Annotated in this window: 19 protein-coding genes; 10 read left to right on the forward strand and 9 right to left on the reverse strand. The window is 73.7% G+C overall.

Going from position 1 to position 18,464, the window contains the following annotated elements; translation table 11 throughout:
* Together boxB and boxC are read right to left on the reverse strand one after the other, a co-directional pair.
* Positions 1 to 1,443 carry a benzoyl-CoA 2,3-epoxidase subunit BoxB gene (boxB, locus tag ABD437_RS21495; RefSeq protein ID WP_344650679.1) on the reverse strand — a complete coding sequence of 481 codons (1,443 nt, stop codon included), beginning with the start codon at positions 1,441 to 1,443 and terminating at the stop codon, positions 1 to 3.
* Between the two features lies 1 nt (position 1,444).
* A complete protein-coding gene (boxC, locus tag ABD437_RS21500) occupies positions 1,445 to 3,073 on the reverse strand; it encodes a 2,3-epoxybenzoyl-CoA dihydrolase (protein ID WP_344650680.1) in 1,629 nt (542 codons plus the stop codon).
* 70 nt (positions 3,074 to 3,143) lie between these two features.
* On the opposite strand from boxC, the gene ABD437_RS21505 reads away from it, so the two are divergent.
* The 3 genes from ABD437_RS21505 to ABD437_RS21515 are packed head-to-tail and all read left to right on the forward strand — an operon-like array spanning position 3,144 to position 6,056.
* Positions 3,144 to 3,974, forward strand: a complete 831-nt coding sequence (locus ABD437_RS21505; protein ID WP_344650681.1) for a PaaX family transcriptional regulator — start codon at positions 3,144 to 3,146, stop codon at positions 3,972 to 3,974.
* A 1-nt stretch (position 3,975) separates the two neighbouring features.
* A complete protein-coding gene (locus ABD437_RS21510) occupies positions 3,976 to 4,824 on the forward strand; it encodes an amidohydrolase family protein (RefSeq protein ID WP_344650682.1) in 849 nt (282 codons plus the stop codon).
* Positions 4,821 to 6,056, forward strand: a complete 1,236-nt coding sequence (locus tag ABD437_RS21515; RefSeq protein WP_344650683.1) for an MFS transporter — start codon at positions 4,821 to 4,823, stop codon at positions 6,054 to 6,056. The genes ABD437_RS21510 and ABD437_RS21515 overlap by 4 nt, the downstream gene beginning before the upstream one ends.
* On the opposite strand, the gene ABD437_RS21520 is transcribed toward ABD437_RS21515, so the two are convergent.
* A complete protein-coding gene (locus ABD437_RS21520; protein WP_344650684.1) occupies positions 6,011 to 6,469 on the reverse strand; it encodes a BON domain-containing protein in 459 nt (152 codons plus the stop codon). The genes ABD437_RS21515 and ABD437_RS21520 overlap by 46 nt on opposite strands.
* 113 nt (positions 6,470 to 6,582) lie before the next feature.
* Positions 6,583 to 7,278: an alpha/beta fold hydrolase gene (locus ABD437_RS21525; protein WP_344650685.1), complete on the reverse strand. Its 696-nt coding sequence runs from the start codon at positions 7,276 to 7,278 to the stop codon at positions 6,583 to 6,585.
* A gap of 77 nt (positions 7,279 to 7,355) precedes the next feature.
* On the opposite strand from ABD437_RS21525, the gene ABD437_RS21530 reads away from it, so the two are divergent.
* Positions 7,356 to 7,913 (forward strand): TetR/AcrR family transcriptional regulator, encoded by a 558-nt coding sequence (locus tag ABD437_RS21530; protein ID WP_344650686.1) that lies wholly within the window; start codon positions 7,356 to 7,358, stop codon positions 7,911 to 7,913.
* Here ABD437_RS21530 and ABD437_RS21535 read toward each other — a convergent pair.
* On the reverse strand, positions 7,888 to 8,895 hold the full coding sequence (locus tag ABD437_RS21535) for an AraC family transcriptional regulator (protein ID WP_344650687.1): 1,008 nt from the start codon (positions 8,893 to 8,895) through the stop codon (positions 7,888 to 7,890). The genes ABD437_RS21530 and ABD437_RS21535 overlap by 26 nt on opposite strands.
* Before the next feature lie 80 nt (positions 8,896 to 8,975).
* On the opposite strand from ABD437_RS21535, the gene ABD437_RS21540 reads away from it, so the two are divergent.
* The 3 genes from ABD437_RS21540 (at position 8,976) to ABD437_RS21550 (ending at position 11,410) form a co-directional block, all read left to right on the forward strand.
* Positions 8,976 to 10,010 carry an acyl-CoA dehydrogenase family protein gene (locus ABD437_RS21540; RefSeq protein WP_344650688.1) on the forward strand — a complete coding sequence of 345 codons (1,035 nt, stop codon included), beginning with the start codon at positions 8,976 to 8,978 and terminating at the stop codon, positions 10,008 to 10,010.
* A gap of 69 nt (positions 10,011 to 10,079) precedes the next feature.
* On the forward strand, positions 10,080 to 10,925 hold the full coding sequence (locus ABD437_RS21545; protein ID WP_344650689.1) for a hypothetical protein: 846 nt from the start codon (positions 10,080 to 10,082) through the stop codon (positions 10,923 to 10,925).
* A gap of 14 nt (positions 10,926 to 10,939) precedes the next feature.
* Complete coding sequence (locus ABD437_RS21550) at positions 10,940 to 11,410, forward strand: nucleoside deaminase (protein ID WP_344650690.1); 471 nt, start codon at positions 10,940 to 10,942, stop codon at positions 11,408 to 11,410.
* Here the strand turns inward: ABD437_RS21550 and ABD437_RS21555 are convergent.
* Genes ABD437_RS21555 through ABD437_RS21565 form a run of 3 tightly spaced genes read right to left on the reverse strand, consistent with a single transcriptional unit; the run spans position 11,398 to position 15,274 of the window.
* Entirely contained in the window at positions 11,398 to 13,059 is a 1,662-nt protein-coding gene (locus ABD437_RS21555; RefSeq protein ID WP_344650691.1) for a sigma-54-dependent Fis family transcriptional regulator, read from the reverse strand. The two genes, ABD437_RS21550 and ABD437_RS21555, sit on opposite strands and share 13 nt — an antisense overlap.
* A 50-nt stretch (positions 13,060 to 13,109) precedes the next feature.
* On the reverse strand, positions 13,110 to 14,273 hold the full coding sequence (locus tag ABD437_RS21560; protein ID WP_344650692.1) for an LLM class flavin-dependent oxidoreductase: 1,164 nt from the start codon (positions 14,271 to 14,273) through the stop codon (positions 13,110 to 13,112).
* Positions 14,274 to 14,293: 20 nt separating this feature from the next.
* On the reverse strand, positions 14,294 to 15,274 hold the full coding sequence (locus ABD437_RS21565; RefSeq protein WP_344650693.1) for an NADP-dependent oxidoreductase: 981 nt from the start codon (positions 15,272 to 15,274) through the stop codon (positions 14,294 to 14,296).
* 92 nt (positions 15,275 to 15,366) lie between these two features.
* Here ABD437_RS21565 and ABD437_RS21570 point away from each other — a divergent pair, with 92 nt between their 5' ends.
* A complete protein-coding gene (locus ABD437_RS21570) occupies positions 15,367 to 15,951 on the forward strand; it encodes a TetR/AcrR family transcriptional regulator (RefSeq protein ID WP_344650694.1) in 585 nt (194 codons plus the stop codon).
* On the opposite strand, the gene ABD437_RS21575 is transcribed toward ABD437_RS21570, so the two are convergent.
* The gene (locus ABD437_RS21575) at positions 15,940 to 16,350 is read right to left on the reverse strand and encodes a MarR family winged helix-turn-helix transcriptional regulator (protein WP_344650695.1); all 411 of its coding nucleotides are present in this window, start codon (positions 16,348 to 16,350) and stop codon (positions 15,940 to 15,942) included. The genes ABD437_RS21570 and ABD437_RS21575 overlap by 12 nt on opposite strands.
* Before the next feature lie 54 nt (positions 16,351 to 16,404).
* On the opposite strand from ABD437_RS21575, the gene ABD437_RS21580 reads away from it, so the two are divergent.
* Together ABD437_RS21580 and ABD437_RS21585 are read left to right on the forward strand one after the other, a co-directional pair.
* On the forward strand, positions 16,405 to 17,076 hold the full coding sequence (locus ABD437_RS21580; RefSeq protein WP_344650696.1) for an alpha/beta fold hydrolase: 672 nt from the start codon (positions 16,405 to 16,407) through the stop codon (positions 17,074 to 17,076).
* A gap of 19 nt (positions 17,077 to 17,095) precedes the next feature.
* Positions 17,096 to 18,464 (forward strand): GGDEF domain-containing protein (locus tag ABD437_RS21585; protein ID WP_344650697.1); only part of this gene is annotated, 1,369 nt, incomplete at its 3' end.

Here is an 18,464-nt window from a genome sequence, read left to right on the forward strand (position 1 = left end):
TCAGAAACGGACGTAGTCGTACTCGACGGGCAGGTCGTTGATGCCGTGCGCGGGCGGGGAGATCCAGCCGGCGAAGTCGCCGGGCTCGTGGTGCGGAACCATCAGCCCGGCGACGCGGGCGCGGTCCTCGTCGGTGGGCAGGCAGGCCGCCACCGCCGCCGCGTCGTCGGTGATCGTGCCGTCGGGCAGCACGTGGTGCCCGGAGAACGCGCCGACCCGCCGGTTGAAGCCCTCGTGCGGCAGGTACAGCCGGGCGTCGACGCCGGCCTTCTCCAGCTCGGCGTTCCAGCGCTTGACGCCGGTGGCGCAGTCGGCCGCGTACTCGTTGCGCAGGTCGAGGTTGAGCGCGGTGAGCAGCGGCACGGTCTCGTTCACGATGCGACCGTCGCGGATCACCGGCACCTGCGTGGTGGCGTCGGTGAGCACGTGGTCGTCGTCGCGCCTGGTCTCCATCCAGCGGCCCTTGAGACCGGCGGCGTAGTAGGCCGCCACATTGGACGATGTCTCCGATCCGAACAGGTCCATCGACACCGAGTACTGGAAGTTCAAATACTTCTGGATGACGCTGAGCGGGATGCCGCCGTGCGCCCAGATGTCGTCGGTGTCGTGCTGTTTCATGAGCTCGGCGGTGCGCTGCACGGTTCGCTGCACCCCGGTGGTGCCCACGAACATGTGGTGCGCTTCCTCTTTGAGCATGAACTGGCAGGTGCGCGCCAGCGGGTCGAAGCCCGACTCCTTGAGCGTGCCGAGCTGGTACTTGCCGTCCCGGTCGGTGAAGTACGTGAACATGAAGAACGACAGCCAGTCGGTGGTCTCCTCGTTGAACGCGCCGAGGATGCGCGGCGAGTCGTAGTCACCGGAGTTGCGTTTCAGCAGCTCCTCGGCTTCCTCGCGGCCGTCGCGACCGAAGTGGGCGTGCAGCAGGTAGACCATCGCCCACAGGTGCCTGCCCTCCTCGACGTTGACCTGGAAGAGGTTGCGCATGTCGTAGAGCGACGGGGCGGTCATACCCAGGTGCCGCTGCTGCTCGACGCTCGCCGGTTCGGTGTCACCCTGGATGACGATCAGGCGGCGCAGTTCGCTGCGGTACTCCCCCGGCACCTCCTGCCAGGCCGGTTCGCCCTTGTGGCGGCCGAAGTTCACCTGGCGGTCCGGGTCGCGTTCGGCGAGGAAGATGCCCCAGCGGTACTGCTCCATCGGCACCCGGTCGAAGTGCGCCCAGCCGTCGCGGCCGACCGCGATCGCGGTGCGCAGGTAGACGTCGTGGGTGGGGATCGACGGGCCCAGCGTCTTCCACCAGTCGAGGAACTTCGGCTGCCAGCCCTCCAGCGCGCGCTGGAGGCGCCGGTCGCCGGACAGGTTCACGTTGTTCGGGATGCGCTCGGTGTAGTCGATCCGCGACAGCGGACCCTGCGGCGCCGGTGCGTCGGCGATCTCGGCCATCTCACACTCGCTTCCGGTCGTAGTCGGCCCGCCGGCCGGTGCCGTAGCGGCGCAGCGCACCCTCCGGACCGGCGGCGTTCGGACGCTGGAAGATCCAGTTCTGCCAGGCGGTGAGCCGGCCGAAGACCTTCGTCTCGGGGGTTTCGGCACCGGCGAACCGGAGGTTGGCCTCCAGGCCGGTGAGCGCGTCCGGGGAGAAGCTGGCGCGTTCCTCGACGACCAGCCGGATCTCGTCGGCCCAGTCGAGGTCGTCGGGGGCGCCGGTGACCAGGCCGAGCGCGTCGGCGTCGGCCGCGGTCAGGTCGCGGCCCGCGGCGGCGAGGGCGGCGTCCAGCGCGGCGGCGTCGCCGGCGAAGCGGGTCCGCAGCCGGGACGCCCCGTTGCTCATCGGCAGCAGCCCGGCGTTGAACTCGTCCAGGCGGAGCACGGCCGGGGGCAGCGGGTCCTCGTCGTCCTCGAACCGCCCGGAGAGCATGTACTGCCGGTCGGCGGCGAATGCGATCTCGGCCAGCGTCCCGGCGAAGCAGCTGCCCGGTTCGATCAGCGCGAACAGGCTGCGCGAGGTGGTGTCGAGGCGTTTGAGCGTGCGCCGGTAGTACCCGACGATCTCGCGCACCAGCCAGTCGTCGCGGTGCTCGAGCAGGAACGCGTCGTAGGCGGCCACCGCGGCCGGGTCACCGGACGTCGTCAGCAGCCAGGTGCCGACGTCGAGTTCGTTGGTGCGTAACCGCAGGATCGCGTCGTCGAGTTCCCGGGTGGTGGCCAGCAGCCAGGACGCGTCGCCCTCCCGGTGCAGCTGCTCGACGTCGCCGGGGACCGCGGTGGGGCCGGCCACCACGAACCTGGCCGTCCCGGCGTCGCGGTCGAGATCGACGGTCACGTGCGGGTAGTGCAGGCCGTCGCGCTTCAACGGGGTCAGGGTCACACCGCCGGTGCCGCCGCGCCGGGACCGGGCCGCTGCGGCGTCGGCGCGGCGGGCCACCTCGGCGTCGAAGTCACGGGCCTTGGCGACCGCGTCAACCAGGCGCCACCGCACCGCGCGCGGCCCGCGCACCCCTTCCGCGGTGGTCGCGAACACGTCCGCCAGGTCCCGCCGGACGCCCCGCTTGTCGACGACGCGGGTGAGCCCGCCGGTGCCGGGCAGCACGCCGAGCAGCGGGACCTCGGGTAACGAGACGCCGGAGGAGTTGTCGTCGATCAGCACGATCTCGTCGCAGGCCAGCGCGAGCTCGTACCCGCCGCCGGCCGCGGTGCCGTTCACCGCCGCGATGAAGTGCAGGTCGGAGTCCTCCATGCTGTTGCGTGTCTCGTTGGTGAACTTGCAGAAGTTCACTTTCCAGCTGTGCGACGACGCCGCCAGCATCTTGATGTTGGCGCCCGCGCAGAACATGCGCTCCAGCCCGCTGGTGACGACGATCACTTTCACGCCCGGGTGTTCGAACCGCACCCGCTGGAGCGCGTCGTGCAGCTCGATGTCGACGCCGAGGTCGTAGCTGTTCATCTTCAGCTCGTAGCCGGGCACGAGCCCGCCGCCCTCGTCGACGGCGAGGGTCAGGGTGGCCGTGGGGCCGTCGACGGCCAGCGACCAGTGCCGGTAGCGGTCGGGGTCGGTGTCGAACGAGATCTCCACGCCCCCATCCTGAAACCTGCTACATGTCTGCCGCAAGAGTTCGGAGCGATGTAGTGAATATAGTGAGGGGGTGACCACCGAACCGGTCGTCTCCCGGCGGCAGCAACTGGGGGCGGCGAGCGCGCCGAGCCTGCTGCTGACGATCCTGGGTGAGTTCGTGCTCCCCGGCGGGCGCCCGGTCTGGACCGCGACGCTGCTCGAGCTGATGGACGAACTCGAGCTCGCGGAGAAGGCGGTCCGGCAGGCGATCATGCGCACCGCGGACAGCGGCTGGATCACCGGGTCGCGGGTGGGCCGTCAGACGCGGTGGGCGTTGACCGACGCGGGCGTGCGACTGCTCCGCGAGGGCACGACACGCATCTTCGGGTTCGCCGACGGCGCCCGGCCGTGGGACGGGCGCTGGCTGGTCACCAGCGTGAGCGCGCCCGAGAAACAGCGTGCGCTGCGCCACGAACTGCGGACCCGGCTGGGCTGGGCCGGGCTGGGCGCGCTCAACGGCGTCACCTGGGTGACGCCGTGGGTGGACCGGGAGCCCGAGGTGGCGGAGGTACTGGCCAATCTGGAGCTGCCCGGCTGGTCGTTCGTGGCGTCGTCGGGCGCGATCGGCGACGAGCGGTCGCTGACCCGCGCGGCCTGGGACCTCGACGAGATCGAGCGCCGCTACGAGTCGTTCCTCGACCTGGTGGGCCGGCGGCGCCCGCGCACCGACCGCCAGGCCCTGGTCGCGCAGATCCGGCTCGTGCAGGAGTGGCGCCGGTTCCCGCTGCTGGATCCCGGGCTGCCGCGTGAGCTGCTCCCGCCGCGCTGGAGCGGGCACCGGGCGGCCGAGGTGTTCCGGGAGCGGCACGCCGCGTGGGCGCCTCGCGCCCAGGCCGCGTGGTCGTCGTTGAGGGGGTCCTGACGTGCTGGACGGACAGCGGCTGATCGACGCGCACGTGCACGTCCCGGTGCTGGGGTCGGTGAAACCGGCCTGGACGGAGTGGGCGCGTCAGTTCGGGCGCGACGGCGTCATCGAGGAGATCTGGGCGCCCGACGGCACGCCGCGCCCGGCCGCGCTCGACCGCCTCTTCGCCGCCGAGGGCGTCGACACCGCGCTGCTGTTCTGCGAGTACAGCCCGCTCGCGACCGGCTACCAGCACTTCGACGACCTGCTGCCGCTGGTGGAGCAGAACCCGGTGCGGTTCCGGCCGGTGGCCAATGTGAACCCGCACCTGCACCATCCGATCGCGGCCGAGCTGACCCGGCAGCTCGAGCTGGGCGCGGCCGCGCTGAAACTCCACCCCGTGCACGGCGGGTTCCGCGTATCGGACGCCGCGCTCTACCCCGCGTACTCGGTGCTGGTCGAACGGGGCGTGCCGCTGATCGTGCACTGCGGCACGTCGAGCTTTCCCGGCTCGACGAACGCGAACGCGGACCCGGTGTTCGTCGACACGGTCCTGCGTGACTTCCCCACGCTGACCGTCGTCCTGGCCCACGGCGGGCGCGGCTGGTGGTACGACGCGGCGGCGTTCCTCGCGCTCTCCCGGGAGAATGTCTGGATCGAGCTGTCCGGCCTGCCGCCGAAACGCCTGCCGGAGTACTACGCGCGCTTCGACCTGGCCCGGTTGTCGCGCAAGTGGATCTACGGCACCGACTGGCCCGGTGTCCCCGGGCAGGCACGCAACGCACGGGCGATCGCGTCGCTGGTGCCGGCCGACGTGGTGCCGCTGGTGTGGTCGCAGAACGCGTCCCGGGTCTACGTGGGCCTGTGAACGCGCAGCGCCGGGTACTCACCGTCCTGGTCGTCTCGCAGGTGCTCAGCGGCGCCGGGCTCGCCGCCGGCATCACGGTCGGGGCGCTGCTGGCCGAGGAGATGCTCGGCTCGACGTCGCTGGCCGGGGTGCCGACCGCGCTGTTCACCGCCGGGTCGGCGCTCGCGGCGGTCGCGGTCGGGCGGATCTCGAACCGCCGCGGACGTCGACCGGGGCTCGCGCTGGGCTACCTCGCGGGCGCGCTCGGCAGCCTCGGGGTGCTGGTGGCGGCCGTCACGGGCAGCGCCGCGCTGCTGTTCGTCGCGCTGTTCGTCTACGGGGCCGGCACCGCGACGAACCTGCAGGCCCGCTACGCCGGCGCCGACCTGGCCGCACCCGGCCGCCGGGCCCGCGCGGTGTCGACGGTGCTGGTCGCGACGACGCTCGGCGGGGTGGTGGGGCCGAACCTGGCCGCTCCGACCGGCGCGCTGGCGGCGTCCCTCGGCGCCCCCGCGCTGGCCGGGCCGTTCCTGCTCGGCGGCACCGCGTACGGGCTGGCCGCGCTGGTGCTCTTCGTCGGGTTGCGCCCCGATCCGCTGCTGGCGGCGCGGTCGGCGCCGGTCGAGGCCGCCGTCGCGCCGGGGCCGGCGGCGGTGCGCGGGGGTCTCCCGCTCGGCGTGACGGTTATGGTCGTCACCCAGCTGGTGATGGTCGCGATCATGACGATGACGCCGGTGCACCTGGTCGACCACGGGCACGGCGCCGGCGCCGCCGGGCTGGTGATCGCCGTCCACGTGGCCGCGATGTACCTACCGTCGCCGGTGACCGGCTGGCTGGTCGACCGCTTCGGCGCGCTCGCGGTCGCGGTCGCCTCCGGCGGAACGTTGCTGGCGTCCGGGCTGGTCGCCGCGGCCGGCCCGTCCGTCGCCGGGCTGAGCGTCGCGCTCGCGCTGCTCGGGCTCGGCTGGAACTTCGGCCTGGTGGCGGGCACCGCGCTCATCACCGACGCGGTGCCGCTGGCCGTCCGCGCGAAGGTCCAGGGGCTGGTGGACGTCTCGATCGCGGTCTCCGGCACCGCCGGTGGCCTGGCCTCCGGGGTGGTCGTCGCGGCGGTGGGCTTCGGCTGGCTGGCCCTGGTGTGCGGCGTCCTGGCGCTGGCGATCCTCCCGGTCGCGCTGCCCCCGATCGCCCGCGGCCGCGCGACGGCTCAGGAGGGGCGCCCGTCCCGGGAGCGGCGGGCGGCGTCGCGGTAGCGGTTCTGCAGCAGCTGGGCGGCGAGCGCGCAGATCAACGCGAGGGCGATCCAGCCGGCGTTCACCCCGAGGATCCCGGCGACCAGGCTGGTGTAGGCCCCGACGACGAACAGCACGACGAGGTTCGGCCAGCGCAGCCCGCGGCCCCGCCGGACCTCGATGTCGTTGAGCACGTCACGGGCCCCGCCCTCGGCGGCGATCCGGCCGGCCGCGGTGCGCACCTCCTCGGCGCGGACCCGCCCACACAGCAGCACGACGCCGGCCTGCGACTGCACGCCGATCCGCGCGGAGCGGGTGAGGTCGTCGACCAGCAACCGGGCGTACACCTCGGCGGCCAGCCGGTAGTCGGGGTCGAGCGGCGGGGCAGCGTGCGCGTCCGGCTGCCCTTCGTCGAACGGCAAGGGGTACGGCATCCGCGTCTCCTCCCGAGGCACTGGGGCGTCGGTACCGAGCATTCGCGGTGGGCGTGGAGGTTGCTCTGCGACCGTATGACGGTTGCGTGACAGCCGACACGCCCGGGGCGCCGTCAGGCCAGTTTCAGGAGTACCGCGGCGAGGTCGTCCGGCACCGTGACCATGCAGTCGTGGCCGCTGCGCAGCTCCCACACCGGCTCTCCGGCCGGCACCGGGCGGCGGGTGATGCCCTCCACCTCGGAGCCGACGCAGTGGATGTGCACGCGCGGCACCGCGGCCACCGCCGGGTCGTCCAGCCGCACCGGCTGCCGGTAGGCGAGCACCGGCTCGTCGACGAGCATCGACCGCACCCAGGCCACGTCGTCGGGGTCGGTGACGCCGAACAGGCCGTGCGGCGCCGGCAGCTCCGGCAGCGGCGCGACCCACCCGTCCTCGGCCGCGTCGATCAGCACCTGGGTGATCGGCATCACGTCGACCGCGGTCTCGCCGTCGCGCGGCACCATCGCGTCCAGGTAGACCAGCCGGGCGACGCGGTCCGGCACCCGGTTGGCGGCCGACGACACGATCAGCCCGGCGTAGCTGTGGCCGACGAGGATCACGTCGGTGAGGTCCTCGGCGAGGATCAGGCCCACCACGTCGTCGACGTAGGTCTCCAGGCCGACGTCGGGGGCCATCGGGCGGGGGTGGTCGCCGTGGCCGGTCAGCGACGGGGCCAGGACGCGGTGGCCGGCCGCGGTCAGCAGCGGGACCACGCGGTTCCAGGCCCGCCCGTCGTGCCAGGCGCCGTGGACCAGCAGGTAGGTGCTCATGCGCTATCCTCCGAGTTAAGCGGGACGCTGTCCCGGTTGACGATACGGGACACTGTCCCGGTTAGGCCAGGGGCCCCGTGAGACAGAAGCGCGCCGACGCTCAGCGCAACGAGACGACGCTGCTCGGCGCGGCCGCGTCGGTGTTCGTCCGGTCCGGGGTGGAGGCGCCGATCCGGGAGATCGCGGCCGAGGCCGGTGTCGGCACGGCGACGATCTACCGGCACTTCCCCACCCGCGCGGACCTCATCGTCGCCGTCTACCGGCACCAGGTCGAGGCGCTCGCGGAGTCCGGCCCGGCGCTGCTGGCGTCGGCGGCGAGCCCGTACGAGGCGCTGCGGCAGTGGTTCGGCGAGTTCGTCGGGTTCGTCGTCACGAAGCAGGGGCTCGCGGCCGTGCTGCAGTCCGACGACCCGTGTTACGACCCGCTGCACGCCTACTTCCTCGAACGGCTCGAGCCGGTGTGCGCGCGGTTGCTGGGCGCGGCGGCGTCGGCCGGCGAGATCCGGCCCGGCCAGGACGCGCAGGAGCTCATGCGCGGCGTCGGCGGGCTCTGCGCCGGGGCCGGCACGACCCCGCGCTACGACCCACGCCGGATGGTGGACCTCCTGGTCAGCGGCCTGCGCCAACCGGCCTGACGACAGGCGCCGGGCCAGCCGACGCCGGGCCAACCGGTCCCGGGGCAGCCGGTGTCGGGCCAGCCGGCGTCAAGCCAGCCGGCGTCAAGCCAGCCGGTCCCGGGGCAGCCGGTTCCGGGGCAGCCGCCTCGGAGCGGAAGCGGCCCGGTGGGACGCCGTAGTGGCGGCGGAACGCGGCGGCGAAGCCGAACTCGGTCGCGTACCCCACGCGGCGGGCGATGCCGGCCAGCGGCGTACCGGTCTGGCGCAGCAGCCGCGCGCCGGTGCTGAGCCGCCAGTCGGTCAGGTAGGCCATCGGCGTCGTGCCCACCGCGGCGCCGAACCGGCGCGCGAACGAGGTGCGCGACATCCCGGCGACCGCGCTGAGCTCCGGCACGGTCCACGGGTGCTCCGGCCGCTCGTGGATCGCGCGCAGCGCCGCGGCGACACCGGGCTCGACCGCCGCCGGGACGCCCTGCTCCTGCAGGTGCCGTAACGCGTGCACGATCACCAGGTCGACCAGCGCCGCCCGCCCGGCCTCCGGCCCCCTGGCGTCGTGGTCGGCGACCAGCATGTCGACGAGCGCGCGCAGCCCGGGGTTGCGGTCGTTGTCCAGCGTCAGCGCCACCACGCCGGGCAGCCGGCGCAGCAGCGCCGGCGGTCGCCCGTCGAGTCCGTACGCTCCGCAGAGGAACTCGAAGTCCGCGGTGCCCAGCGGCTCCGGCCGGTGCTCGAACACGAACGGCGGCGCCTCGTCCAGCCGGCACGGCGCGTGCGCCAGCCCGTGCTCGGTCAGCGCTGCCGTGAAGACCATGTCGCCCGCGCGCAGCGGCACCGGGTCCGCGTCCGCGGTGATCAGCCAGCCCTCACCGCGCAGCACCACGTGGAAGCCCAGCACCGCGATCGGCGGGAACCGCATCGCCCAGGCGCCGGACCCGGTGATGCGGCGCGCGTTCGCCCGCCCGAACCGGACGCTCGCGATCGCGGCCGTGATCATGTCCATCGCCGACGATGGTAGCCGCGCGTATGGCTCCGGGCCGCTGACGCATGGCGGGTCCGCCGGGCCGGTGCTGAGGTTGGCCCATGAACGACATCCTGGCCGCCAACGCGGAGAAGACCGAAGAGCAGGGACGCCCGACGGCGGAGAGCCTGCAGGCGGCCCGGACCGCCGGCGCGTTCGCGCTGCGGACCCCGCGCCGGTACGGCGGGGCGTGGGCCGGCGCGGTGGAGATCGCGCGGATGCTCAGCGACCTGGGCCGCGACTGCCCGGCCACCGCCTGGATCGCCGGGACGTGCCTGACCGCGAAGACGCTGACCGCGGGGACGGTGAGCGAGAGCGTCGAGCGGGCGGTGTTTGCCGACCCGGACACGCTGGTCGCCGGGTCGGGCAACCCGGCCGGCGGGCGGGCCGAGCGGGTCGCGGGCGGGGTGCGGGTCACCGGCCGCTGGGCCAATATGTCGGGCTGCGAGGACGCGACGTGGGCCGTGCTCGGCGTGCTGCTCGACGGGGTGTTCTCGGCCGCGTTGGTGCCGACCGCCGACCTGACGATCGACCGCACCTGGCGGATGGCCGGGATGCGTGGCACCGGCAGCCACACGGTCGTGGCCGACCTGGTCGTCCCGGACGAGCGGGTCGGGGCGCTGCGGCTGCCGGGCCCGCCGGAGGACCGGATGGTGTACGGGCTGTCGGTGCTGGGTCCGATCGTCGGGGCGACGCTCGGCGCGCTGGACGAAACGACCGCGATGTTCGCGTCGGACCGCAAGCCGTTCATGACCCCGTACACCTCGATGGGCGAGTCACCCGGCGCCCGCCACTGGCTGGCCGACGCCGCCCGCCTGGCCCACCGCGCCGAGCGCACGATGCTGGCGGTGGCCACCGCGGCCGACGCCGGCGGGCTGACCGCAGCCGACCAGGCCCGCCTGAGCGCGGACCTGGCCGACTCCGCGCGCGACTGCCGCGACGCGGTCGAGCGGATGCTCGACCTGCACGGCGCCGGCGGCTTCGCGACCAGCAACGCGCTGCAACGCTTCTGGCGCGACGTGGCGGTCGGCAGCCGCCACCCGCACCTGAACCCGTACCTCGCGACCGAACGCTACGGAACCGCCCTGGCCGGATAATGCGCCGTTCACCGCCGGACGGCAGTGGGGCGGCAGTGAAACCGCAGTGCGTCGCTCCAGACTGTCCCCATGCTCACACCGCTCTCCTCCCGCGCACGGGCGCTGGGTGTCGTCGTCGTGCTCGCCCTGCTGCTCTCCGGGTGCGGCTCGCTCCTGGACGGGCCCGTGGACCGGTACCCGGAGTCGCTCGGCCCGACGCCGAGCAAGTCGCCGACGACGCCGCGCGAGAAGCTCGCCGCGTCGGTGCCGACCTACCGGACCCCGGCGTTCTCGTGGTCGATGGTCAACGAGGGCGCGCGGTGGGACTGGACGGACAGCGCGGGTGTGGTGAACCCGGCCGGCAAGTCGTACCGGCTCACGAACGTGGTCCGTGACCCCGAGTACGGGCTGGTCACGAACTGGCACATCCTCGTCGTCCACCCCCGGACCTGGGTCAAGATCGTCGTCGACAACCCCCGGCAGGTGGACGGGGTGCCGGAGTTCCCCGGCAAGTGGGGACTCGTCGACCAGGACCGGGTGACCGACAAGTCGATCGCGCTCACCTGGGACCTGTGGAGCAACGACCCCGCGTACGTCGAGGATCTGTTCCGTGCGGTCGTCGACGTCACCGAGACCCACCCGGGGGTGTTCGAGGGCACGATCGACGTCACCGCGGCCCCGGCGGCCGAGGCCGTCGACACGAAGATCGTCACGGCGCTCGGCCCGAAGGCCAAGGCCGTCCCGTTCCACGCCCGGCTGGACCCCCAGGGCCGGTTCCGCGATCTCGTGCTGACGGTGCCGGCCACCGCGAAGACCAAGGCGGTCGTGCACCGGATCGCCTACCGCGACTACGGCCGGACCCCCGCGGCGGTGCCGCCCACCGCGGCCGAGACCGCTCCGATCACCGAGGATGTGTACGAGCTGATCAACTCATGACGTCAGGAGCGCCCATGGCCCGCAACGACCACGCCCACCTCGAACGTTGCGTCGCGCTGGCCGAGGAGGCGGCGGCACGCGGTGACGGCCCGTTCGGCTCCGTGCTCGCCGACGCCGAGGGCACCGTGCTGCGCGAGGAGAGCAACCGGGAGACGACCACCGGCGACTCCACGTTCCACCCGGAGTTCGTGCTCGCGCGGTGGGCCGGGACGAACCTGAGCCCCGAGGTGCGCGCCACCGCGACCGTGTACACCTCCGGGGAGCACTGTCCGATGTGCTCGGCCGCGCACGGCTGGGTGGGGCTGGGCCGGATCGTGTACGCCGCGTCGAGCGCCCAGCTCGCGTCCTGGCGCGAGTCCTGGGGCCTGCCCACGGCCCCGGTCCGCGCGCTGCCGATCACCGACGTGGCTCCGGGGGTCGAGGTCGTCGGCCCCGTGCCGCCCTTCGACGAGCGGATGCGCGAGATCCACGCTCAGAGCCGGTAGGCGCGGAGCTTGGCGTAGAGGGCGGTGCGTGAGATGCCCAGTTCGCGCGCCGCGGTGGACTTGTTGCCGCCGTGGGCGCGCAGCACCGCCGCGATGACCCCGGCCTCGGCGGTCTCCAGCGGGGTCAGCGCACGGGCGCACCGCACCTCGGCGGGCAGGTCCGCGGCGCCGACCCGGCACCCGTCGGCGTCCCGGGCCGCCTTCCGCACCACCCGGCGCAGTTCGGCGAAGTTGCCCGGCCAGGAGTAGCGGCGCAGCGCGGCGAGCGCGTCGGCGGTGAACGTGAGCCGCGGGTCGTGGCCGTGCAGGTGCGCCCGCGCCGCCGCGACCACCGCGTCCGGCGTGCGGCGCAGCGGCGGAACCGGCACCTCGCTCGCCCCGACCGCGTCGAGCAGCACCCCGGCCGGTGACCCCGCCGGCGAACCGGACCCCGCGGGCAGCGTGACGGTGAACGCGAGCGCGGCACGGCGCCGCTCGCCGACCGCGGCGGCCACCCGGCGCACCGCCGGGAGGTCCCAGAGCTCGGCGTGCCGCACCACCGTGGCGCCCCCGGACCGGAGCCGCTCGAGCCACGCGCCCGGGTCCAGCGGGTAGGTCGCCGCGTCCAGGACCAGGGCGGAGCCGAACACCTCGCGCAGTACGGTCAGCTTGCCGCAGCCGGGCTCACCGACCACCGCGACCGGTCCCTCGGCCGCGAGCTCGGCCACCCGGCGCACGACGTCCGGCCCGGCGTCCGCGGTGGCCGGGCGGGGTGCGTCGGCGCGGCCGGAACCGCGTCGGCGCCCCGGCCGCGCCGGCGTCGCGGCCGGTTCGCACACGGTCACGACCGCGCCGGCCACGGTGCCGTCGCTGCGCACGAGCCGCACGTCGGCACGCAGGTCGGCCGGCAACACCGGTGCGGCGCCGGTGCGGATCGCGTCCCAGAGCCCGAGCCGGTCGAACCCCAGTTCCGCGGCCTGGGCCGAGCAGATCACCAGGTCGTCCCCGACGACCGCGACCGGCCCCGGGCCCGCGCGCTGCGACGCGAGGAACGCCGCGAGCAGTTCCCGTTCCCTCGCGGTGGCCGCGGTGTACAGCGCCTGCCGGATCTCCTCGACGAGCTTGCCCACGATCACCGGGAGCAGCGCGTTCGTGTCCGCGGCCCGGCAGGTCACGTTCACCGCGCCGATCGTGCGCCGGGTGATCGGGTGGCGCACCGGGGCGGCCACGCAGGTGACGTCGTGGAAGCGGTGCACGAAGTGCTCGGCGCCGCGGACCATCGCGATGCCGCCGGTCTCCAGCGCGGTACCGAGGCCGTTGGTGCCGACGTGTTCCTCGCCGAAGTTGAACCCCTCGACCACCCGCAGGTCGTCGAGCGTGCTGCGCAGCATCGGCTCCGACACCCACCGCCAGAGCACGCTGCCCGCCGCGTCCGACAGCGCCAGGCACGAGTGATGGCCGACGAGGTGCGTCGCCATGCCGGTCAGCACCGGGACCGCGACCCGCGCGAACGACGAGTCGACGTCGGTCTCGACGTACGGCACCGCGGCGTGCTCGGGATCCACGCCGCTGAACTGCGAGCGCCGCCACGACGTCAGCACCTCGGCGCGCACGTCGCGGGGCTCCAGCCCGGATTGGAACTGCTCCCAGGCGGTGGCATCGGTCGTCATTGACCACTCCCCTCCGCACGGCCCATTCTGCGCCGTGCGGAGGGCGCCGGTCAGGCTTTCTCCTGCTCGTACCGCTGGGTCATGTGCGCGACGGCGTCCAGCTGGGTCTGCGCGTGCCCGGCGCGGGTGCCGCTCGCGCGGTCCTTCGCGGCGAGGGTGCTCGCCGCCTGGCCCTGGAACTCCGGGAACACGTGCCGGGCGATCAGCTCGAACGACCGCCTGGTGGCCTGCGGGTCGGCCCATTCGTGCCCGAGCAGCAGGAACGCCCCGAACCCACCGGACTGGTCGACGAGCCGGCGCACCTGGGCCTTCGCGTCGTCGACGGTGCCGATCGCGCCGATGCCGGCCTCGTTGATGAAGTCGATCATGCCCTTGACGTCGGCGCTGGTGCCCACGTCCATCTGCGGGAACGCGGCCACTTTCTGAAAGTAGGTGAACCAGTGCTCGATGCCGTACTCGACGTCGCGGTAGGCCTGTTCGCGGGTCTCGGCGACGTGCATCAGGCCCACCAGCCGCCAGCCCGACCGCGACGGGGCCGGCCGGCCGTGGTGCGCGGCCCGTTCCTCGACGACGTTCCAGTGGTGGGCCAGCGCGTCGAACCCGTCGGCGGTGAGCGTGGCGCCGATCGAGAGCAGCCCGAGGCCGTGCTGCCCGGCCATCCGCGGGCCGGTCGGCGAGGCCACCGCGGCGACCGCGATCTCGAAACACGGGTCGGTGTACGGGCGCAGCTGCAGCTGGGCGTCGACCAGGTCGTGGGTCTTCGTCCGGCGGGTGACGGTCTCCCCGCGCAGCAGCCGGACGATGATGTCCAGGTTCTCGCCGAGCAGCTCGCGGGTGTCGGTGGGGGTGAGCCCGATCATCGCCGAGTCGGTGGGCAGCGAGCCGGGCCCGCAGCCGAGCATCGCGCGGCCGCGGGTGAGGTGGTCGAGCAGCACCATGCGGTCGGCCACCCACAGGGGATTGTGGTAGGCGATCGACGTGACGCCGGTGCCCAGCTTGATGTGCCGCGTGCGTTCGGCGGCGGCCGCGATGAAGATCTCGGGCGACGCGATGATCTCGGACCCGGCGGAGTGGTGCTCCCCGATCCAGGCCTCGTCGTACCCGAGCGCGTCGAGATGGTCGACGAGCTCCAGGTCGCGGTGCAGGGCGAGCGTCGGGTTCTGACCGGGCTGGTGGAAGGGCGCCAGGAAGGTACCGAAGCGGAGGCGGCTCATGGGGGTGAGCATGACCCCGATCAGGCGTGCGGAGCTGTGCGGAAAATGGACACCACGAGCTTGCCGGTGGTGTGGCGGCGGGCGAAGTCGACGCAGGCGCGGGGCCCGCCGTCGAGGTCGTAGCGCCGGCCGATCGTGACCGGGAGCGCACCGGACACGACCAGGTCCGCGACCTCGCGCATGCCGCCGAACGTCGCGTCGAGGTCGAGCACGAACCGGGCGTCGAGGTCGTGGCGGAGCGTCTCCGCGACCGGCTCGGTGATCGTCAGCAGGCGCCCGCCGGTACGGACGGCCCCGGCGATCGGGTGCAGGTCGTCGCCGGGGCGGGTCAGGTTGACCGCGAGGTCCACTCCCGACGGGTAGCCGGTCTCCGCGTACCCGATCGTGGTGTCGGCGCCGAGGGAACGCAGGAGCGCGGCGTCGGCCGGGGTGGCGGTGGCGACCACCCGGGCACCGGCCGCGGCCAGCAGCGGGATCAGCGCGGTGCCGACGCCGCCGGTGGCGCCGACCACCAGCACGGTCTCGCCGGGCCGTACCGCCGCTGCCCCCAGCAGCGCCAGCACGGTGAGCCCGACGGTCGGCACGGCGGCCGCGTCGTCGACGGCCAGCGCCGCCGGGCGGTGGGTGATCAGCGGGGTGTCGGCCTCGAACACCGCGTACTCGGCCAGCGAGCCGGTGCCCAGTGAGGGCCGGGTGGAGCCGACCATCGCCCGCAGCGCCCGCGGGACGGACTGGCCGAAGACCTCGTCGCCGACCCGGTAGGCGCTCACCCCGGGGCCGACGGCGGTGACGGTGCCGGCGAAGTCGTTGCCCACGACGTGCGGGAAGACCAGCGGCGCGACGTCCCGGTACGCGCCGCTGGGCAACCGGACGTCGGCGGGGTTGATCGACGCGGCGGCGATGCGCACCTGGATCTGCCCGGCCCCGGCGACCGGGACCGGGACGTCGGCGACGACGTAGGTCTCCGGGGGGCCGTAGTCGGGCGCGGCGACAGCCTTCACGGGAATCTCCTCTAAACGGACCGTCGGGTCAGGTTATTCGCGGCGACGCTACCGACAAACGGACCGGGCGGTCAACTTGTTAGGATCACGCGGTGAGCCCGCTCCGCGCCGACGCCGCACGCAACCGGGAGCTCCTGCTGGCCGCGGCGGCCGACGAGTTCGACGAACACGGGCTGGACGCCTCGGTGGCCGACATCGCGCGCCGGGCCGGCGTCGGCAAGGGGACGGTGTTCCGCCACTTCCCCACCAAGGGCGAGCTGATCTCGGCGATCGTGCGCAGCCGGGTCGAGGAGCTCAACGCGGTCGCGGAGAGGCTGCTCACCGCGGCCGACCCGGGCGCCGCGCTGGTCGAGTTCGTCGAGACCGCGGCCCGGCGTCAGCAGGAGCGGGACCTGTCGTTCCTGCGCGGTGCGACGACACCGATCGACGCCCAGCAGCGGATGGCCGCCCTCGTCGACCGGCTCGTCGACCGCGCCCGCGAGCACGGCGCGGTCCGCGCGGACGTCACCGGCACCGACGTCCTGCTGCTCCTGTGCGCGCCGAACCACGTCGTGAGCTACGCCCCGGACGCGTCGCCCGACCTGTGGCGGCGCTACCTCGCGATCATCCTCGACGGCCTGCGCCCGGAGGGCGCGCACCCGCTGCCGGCGCCGCCGCCCGCCCCGCTAACCGGCTAGCGCCTTCTCCAGCAGCGCGAACAGCGCGGCGCGCTCGCGGGCGTCGAGGTGGCCGAGCGTCTCGGACAGCACCTCGTCGAGAATGCCCGACCCCGCCTCGTAGGCCTCCGTACCGGCCGCGGTCAACCGGTGACGGACCGCGCGGCCGCCGCCGGGCGCCCGTTCGAGCAGCCCGCGCTCGATCATCCGCCGGCTCAGCTCGCCCATCGACTGATCGGTCTGGAACGTGAGCTCGGCCAGCGCGTGCAGCGACGCGTCCGGGTTGCGGTGCACGTGCCGGAGCACGTCCCACTGCACCAGCGACAGGCCGGCCCGCTCGGACAACCGCCGGTTGCCCTCCCGGTGATGGCGCCACTGCAGCCGCTTGATCGCCAGCCCGACGTCCTGATTCGAAGGCACGGGTCGAGCTTACCCAGGTTGCTTACCTAAGGAACCTGATATAAGGTTCCTTACATGATCTCCTACCTCCTCCTGCACGGTGGCGGCGGCGTCGCCACGATGACCGGCTTCGCCGCCCGGCTCGCCGAGCACACCGGCGCCCGGGTCGACACCCCCACCCACCCCGGCTTCGGCGGCACCCCGCGGCCGGCCGCCCTGACCTCCACCCGCGACCTCGCGGCGCACTACGCCGGCGCGCTCGACGAGCCCGGCGTCGTCGTCATCGGCAACTCGTTCGGCGGCTGGCTCGCGGCCGAGATCGCGCTCATGCACAGCCCGCTGGTCAGCGGCGTGGTGATCGTCGACGGCATCGGCATCGAGGTGGACGGGCACCCGGTCGCGAGCGTCGGCGGCCTGGCCCCGGCTGAGCTGGCGGCACTGTCCTGGCACGACCCGGCCCAGGCGCCGCCGGCGACGCGCCCGGACGTCCGGGCGCTGCTCGCCTACACCGGGCCGACGATGTCCGACCCGACGCTGCGCGAACGACTGGCCGGCGTCGACGTGCCGGTCCACGTGGTCTGGGGTGCGAGCGACGGGATCGTCGACCTCGCATACGGCCAGGCATACGCCGACGCGATCCCCGGAGCTACGTTCACGGTACTGCCCAGGACCGGGCACCTGCCCCAGCTCGAGGCCCCCGCCGAACTGCTCAGCTCGGTGCTCGGCCGGACGATGGGGTCGGCATAGCCGTTGAGCAGGAGCGTCCGTGGACAGGACTCGTCTGATCGTCGGTGCGCCGCTCCTCGCGGTGCCGCTCCTCATTCTCCTGTTCGTCGACGGCGGCGGTCTCTCCGCGGTCGGCATGCACAGCTTCGCGATCGCCGACGCCACCGGGCTCGTCGGCGTCGTCGCCGGCCTGGTGCGCTACCGGCCACGTTTCCTGGCCCCGTGGTGGTGCCTGATCGCGGTGGGCATGGTGCAGGTGTCGGCCGACCTCGCGATTACCGTCGGCGGGATGATCGACCTGGCCGGCGTGGTGTTCCTCCCGCGCTACCCGCTCTACGCGCTGGCGCTCCTGCTGTGGGCGCGCCGCCGCCATCCCGGCCGGGACGCGGCGACCTGGATCGACCTGGGCATCGTCGCGCTCGCGCTGGCCCTGCTGTCCTGGGTGTTCCTGATCGCGCCCCAGCTCGGCACCGGCGAACGGCACGGCTGGGCCGCCGGCACCACGCTCGCCTACCCGGTGATCGAGCTCGTGTTGATCTCACTGGGGCTGCGGCTCTGGCTCGGCGCTCCGCAGCGCACCCCGTCGATGTACCTGCTCGGGGCCGCGCTGTTCTTCTATCTCGCGGCCGAGATCCTCTTCTCGACGTTCACCGTCGCCGGCGAAGCGAACGTGTCCGACCTCTGGAACCTGCTGTTCCTGGCGCCCGGGCCGCTCACCGCCGCGGCCGCGCTGCACCCGTCGATGGCGCGGCTCTCCGACCGGGTGCCCGACGTGACGGCCTCGGTGTCCGGGCGACGACTGTTCCTGCTGGCCGTCGTCGCCGCGGTGCCGCCGGGGGTGCTGCTGGTGCAGTACGCGCGCGGTGGCGACCTGCACGTCGTGCCGATCGCGGCCGCCAGCGCCGGGTTGAGCTCGCTGGTGCTGGCCCGGATGTGGCTGCTCGTCGTCGAGCAGCGGCGCATCGCGGTGACCGACGGCCTGACCGGTCTCAACACCCGCCGCCGCTTCGAGGAGGAGCTGACCGCGCGGTTCGACCGGTCGCGCACGATCGGCGTGATGCTGCTCGACGTCGACCACTTCAAGCAGGTGAACGACGTCTACGGACACCAGACCGGCGACGCGGTGCTCGAGGAGCTCGCCCACCGGCTGACGACGTCCGTCCGGGCCGGCGACCTGGTCGCGCGCTACGGCGGGGAGGAGTTCGCGGTGCTGCTCGGTTCGTCGGACCGCTCGACGACGGAGGCGGTCGCCGAGCGCACCCGGCTGGCGGTGGCGTCCCGCCCGTTCGTCGTCGCGGGCGGGATCGAGCTGCCGATCACGGTCTCGATCGGCGTGGTCGTCTGGGACGGGGCGGCCCCGGTCGAGGTGGAGGCGCCGGCCGACCTGCTGCGCGAGGCCGACCGCCGCC

The organism is Cryptosporangium japonicum, assembly GCF_039524755.1.
Lineage (GTDB): Bacteria > Actinomycetota > Actinomycetes > Mycobacteriales > Cryptosporangiaceae > Cryptosporangium > Cryptosporangium japonicum.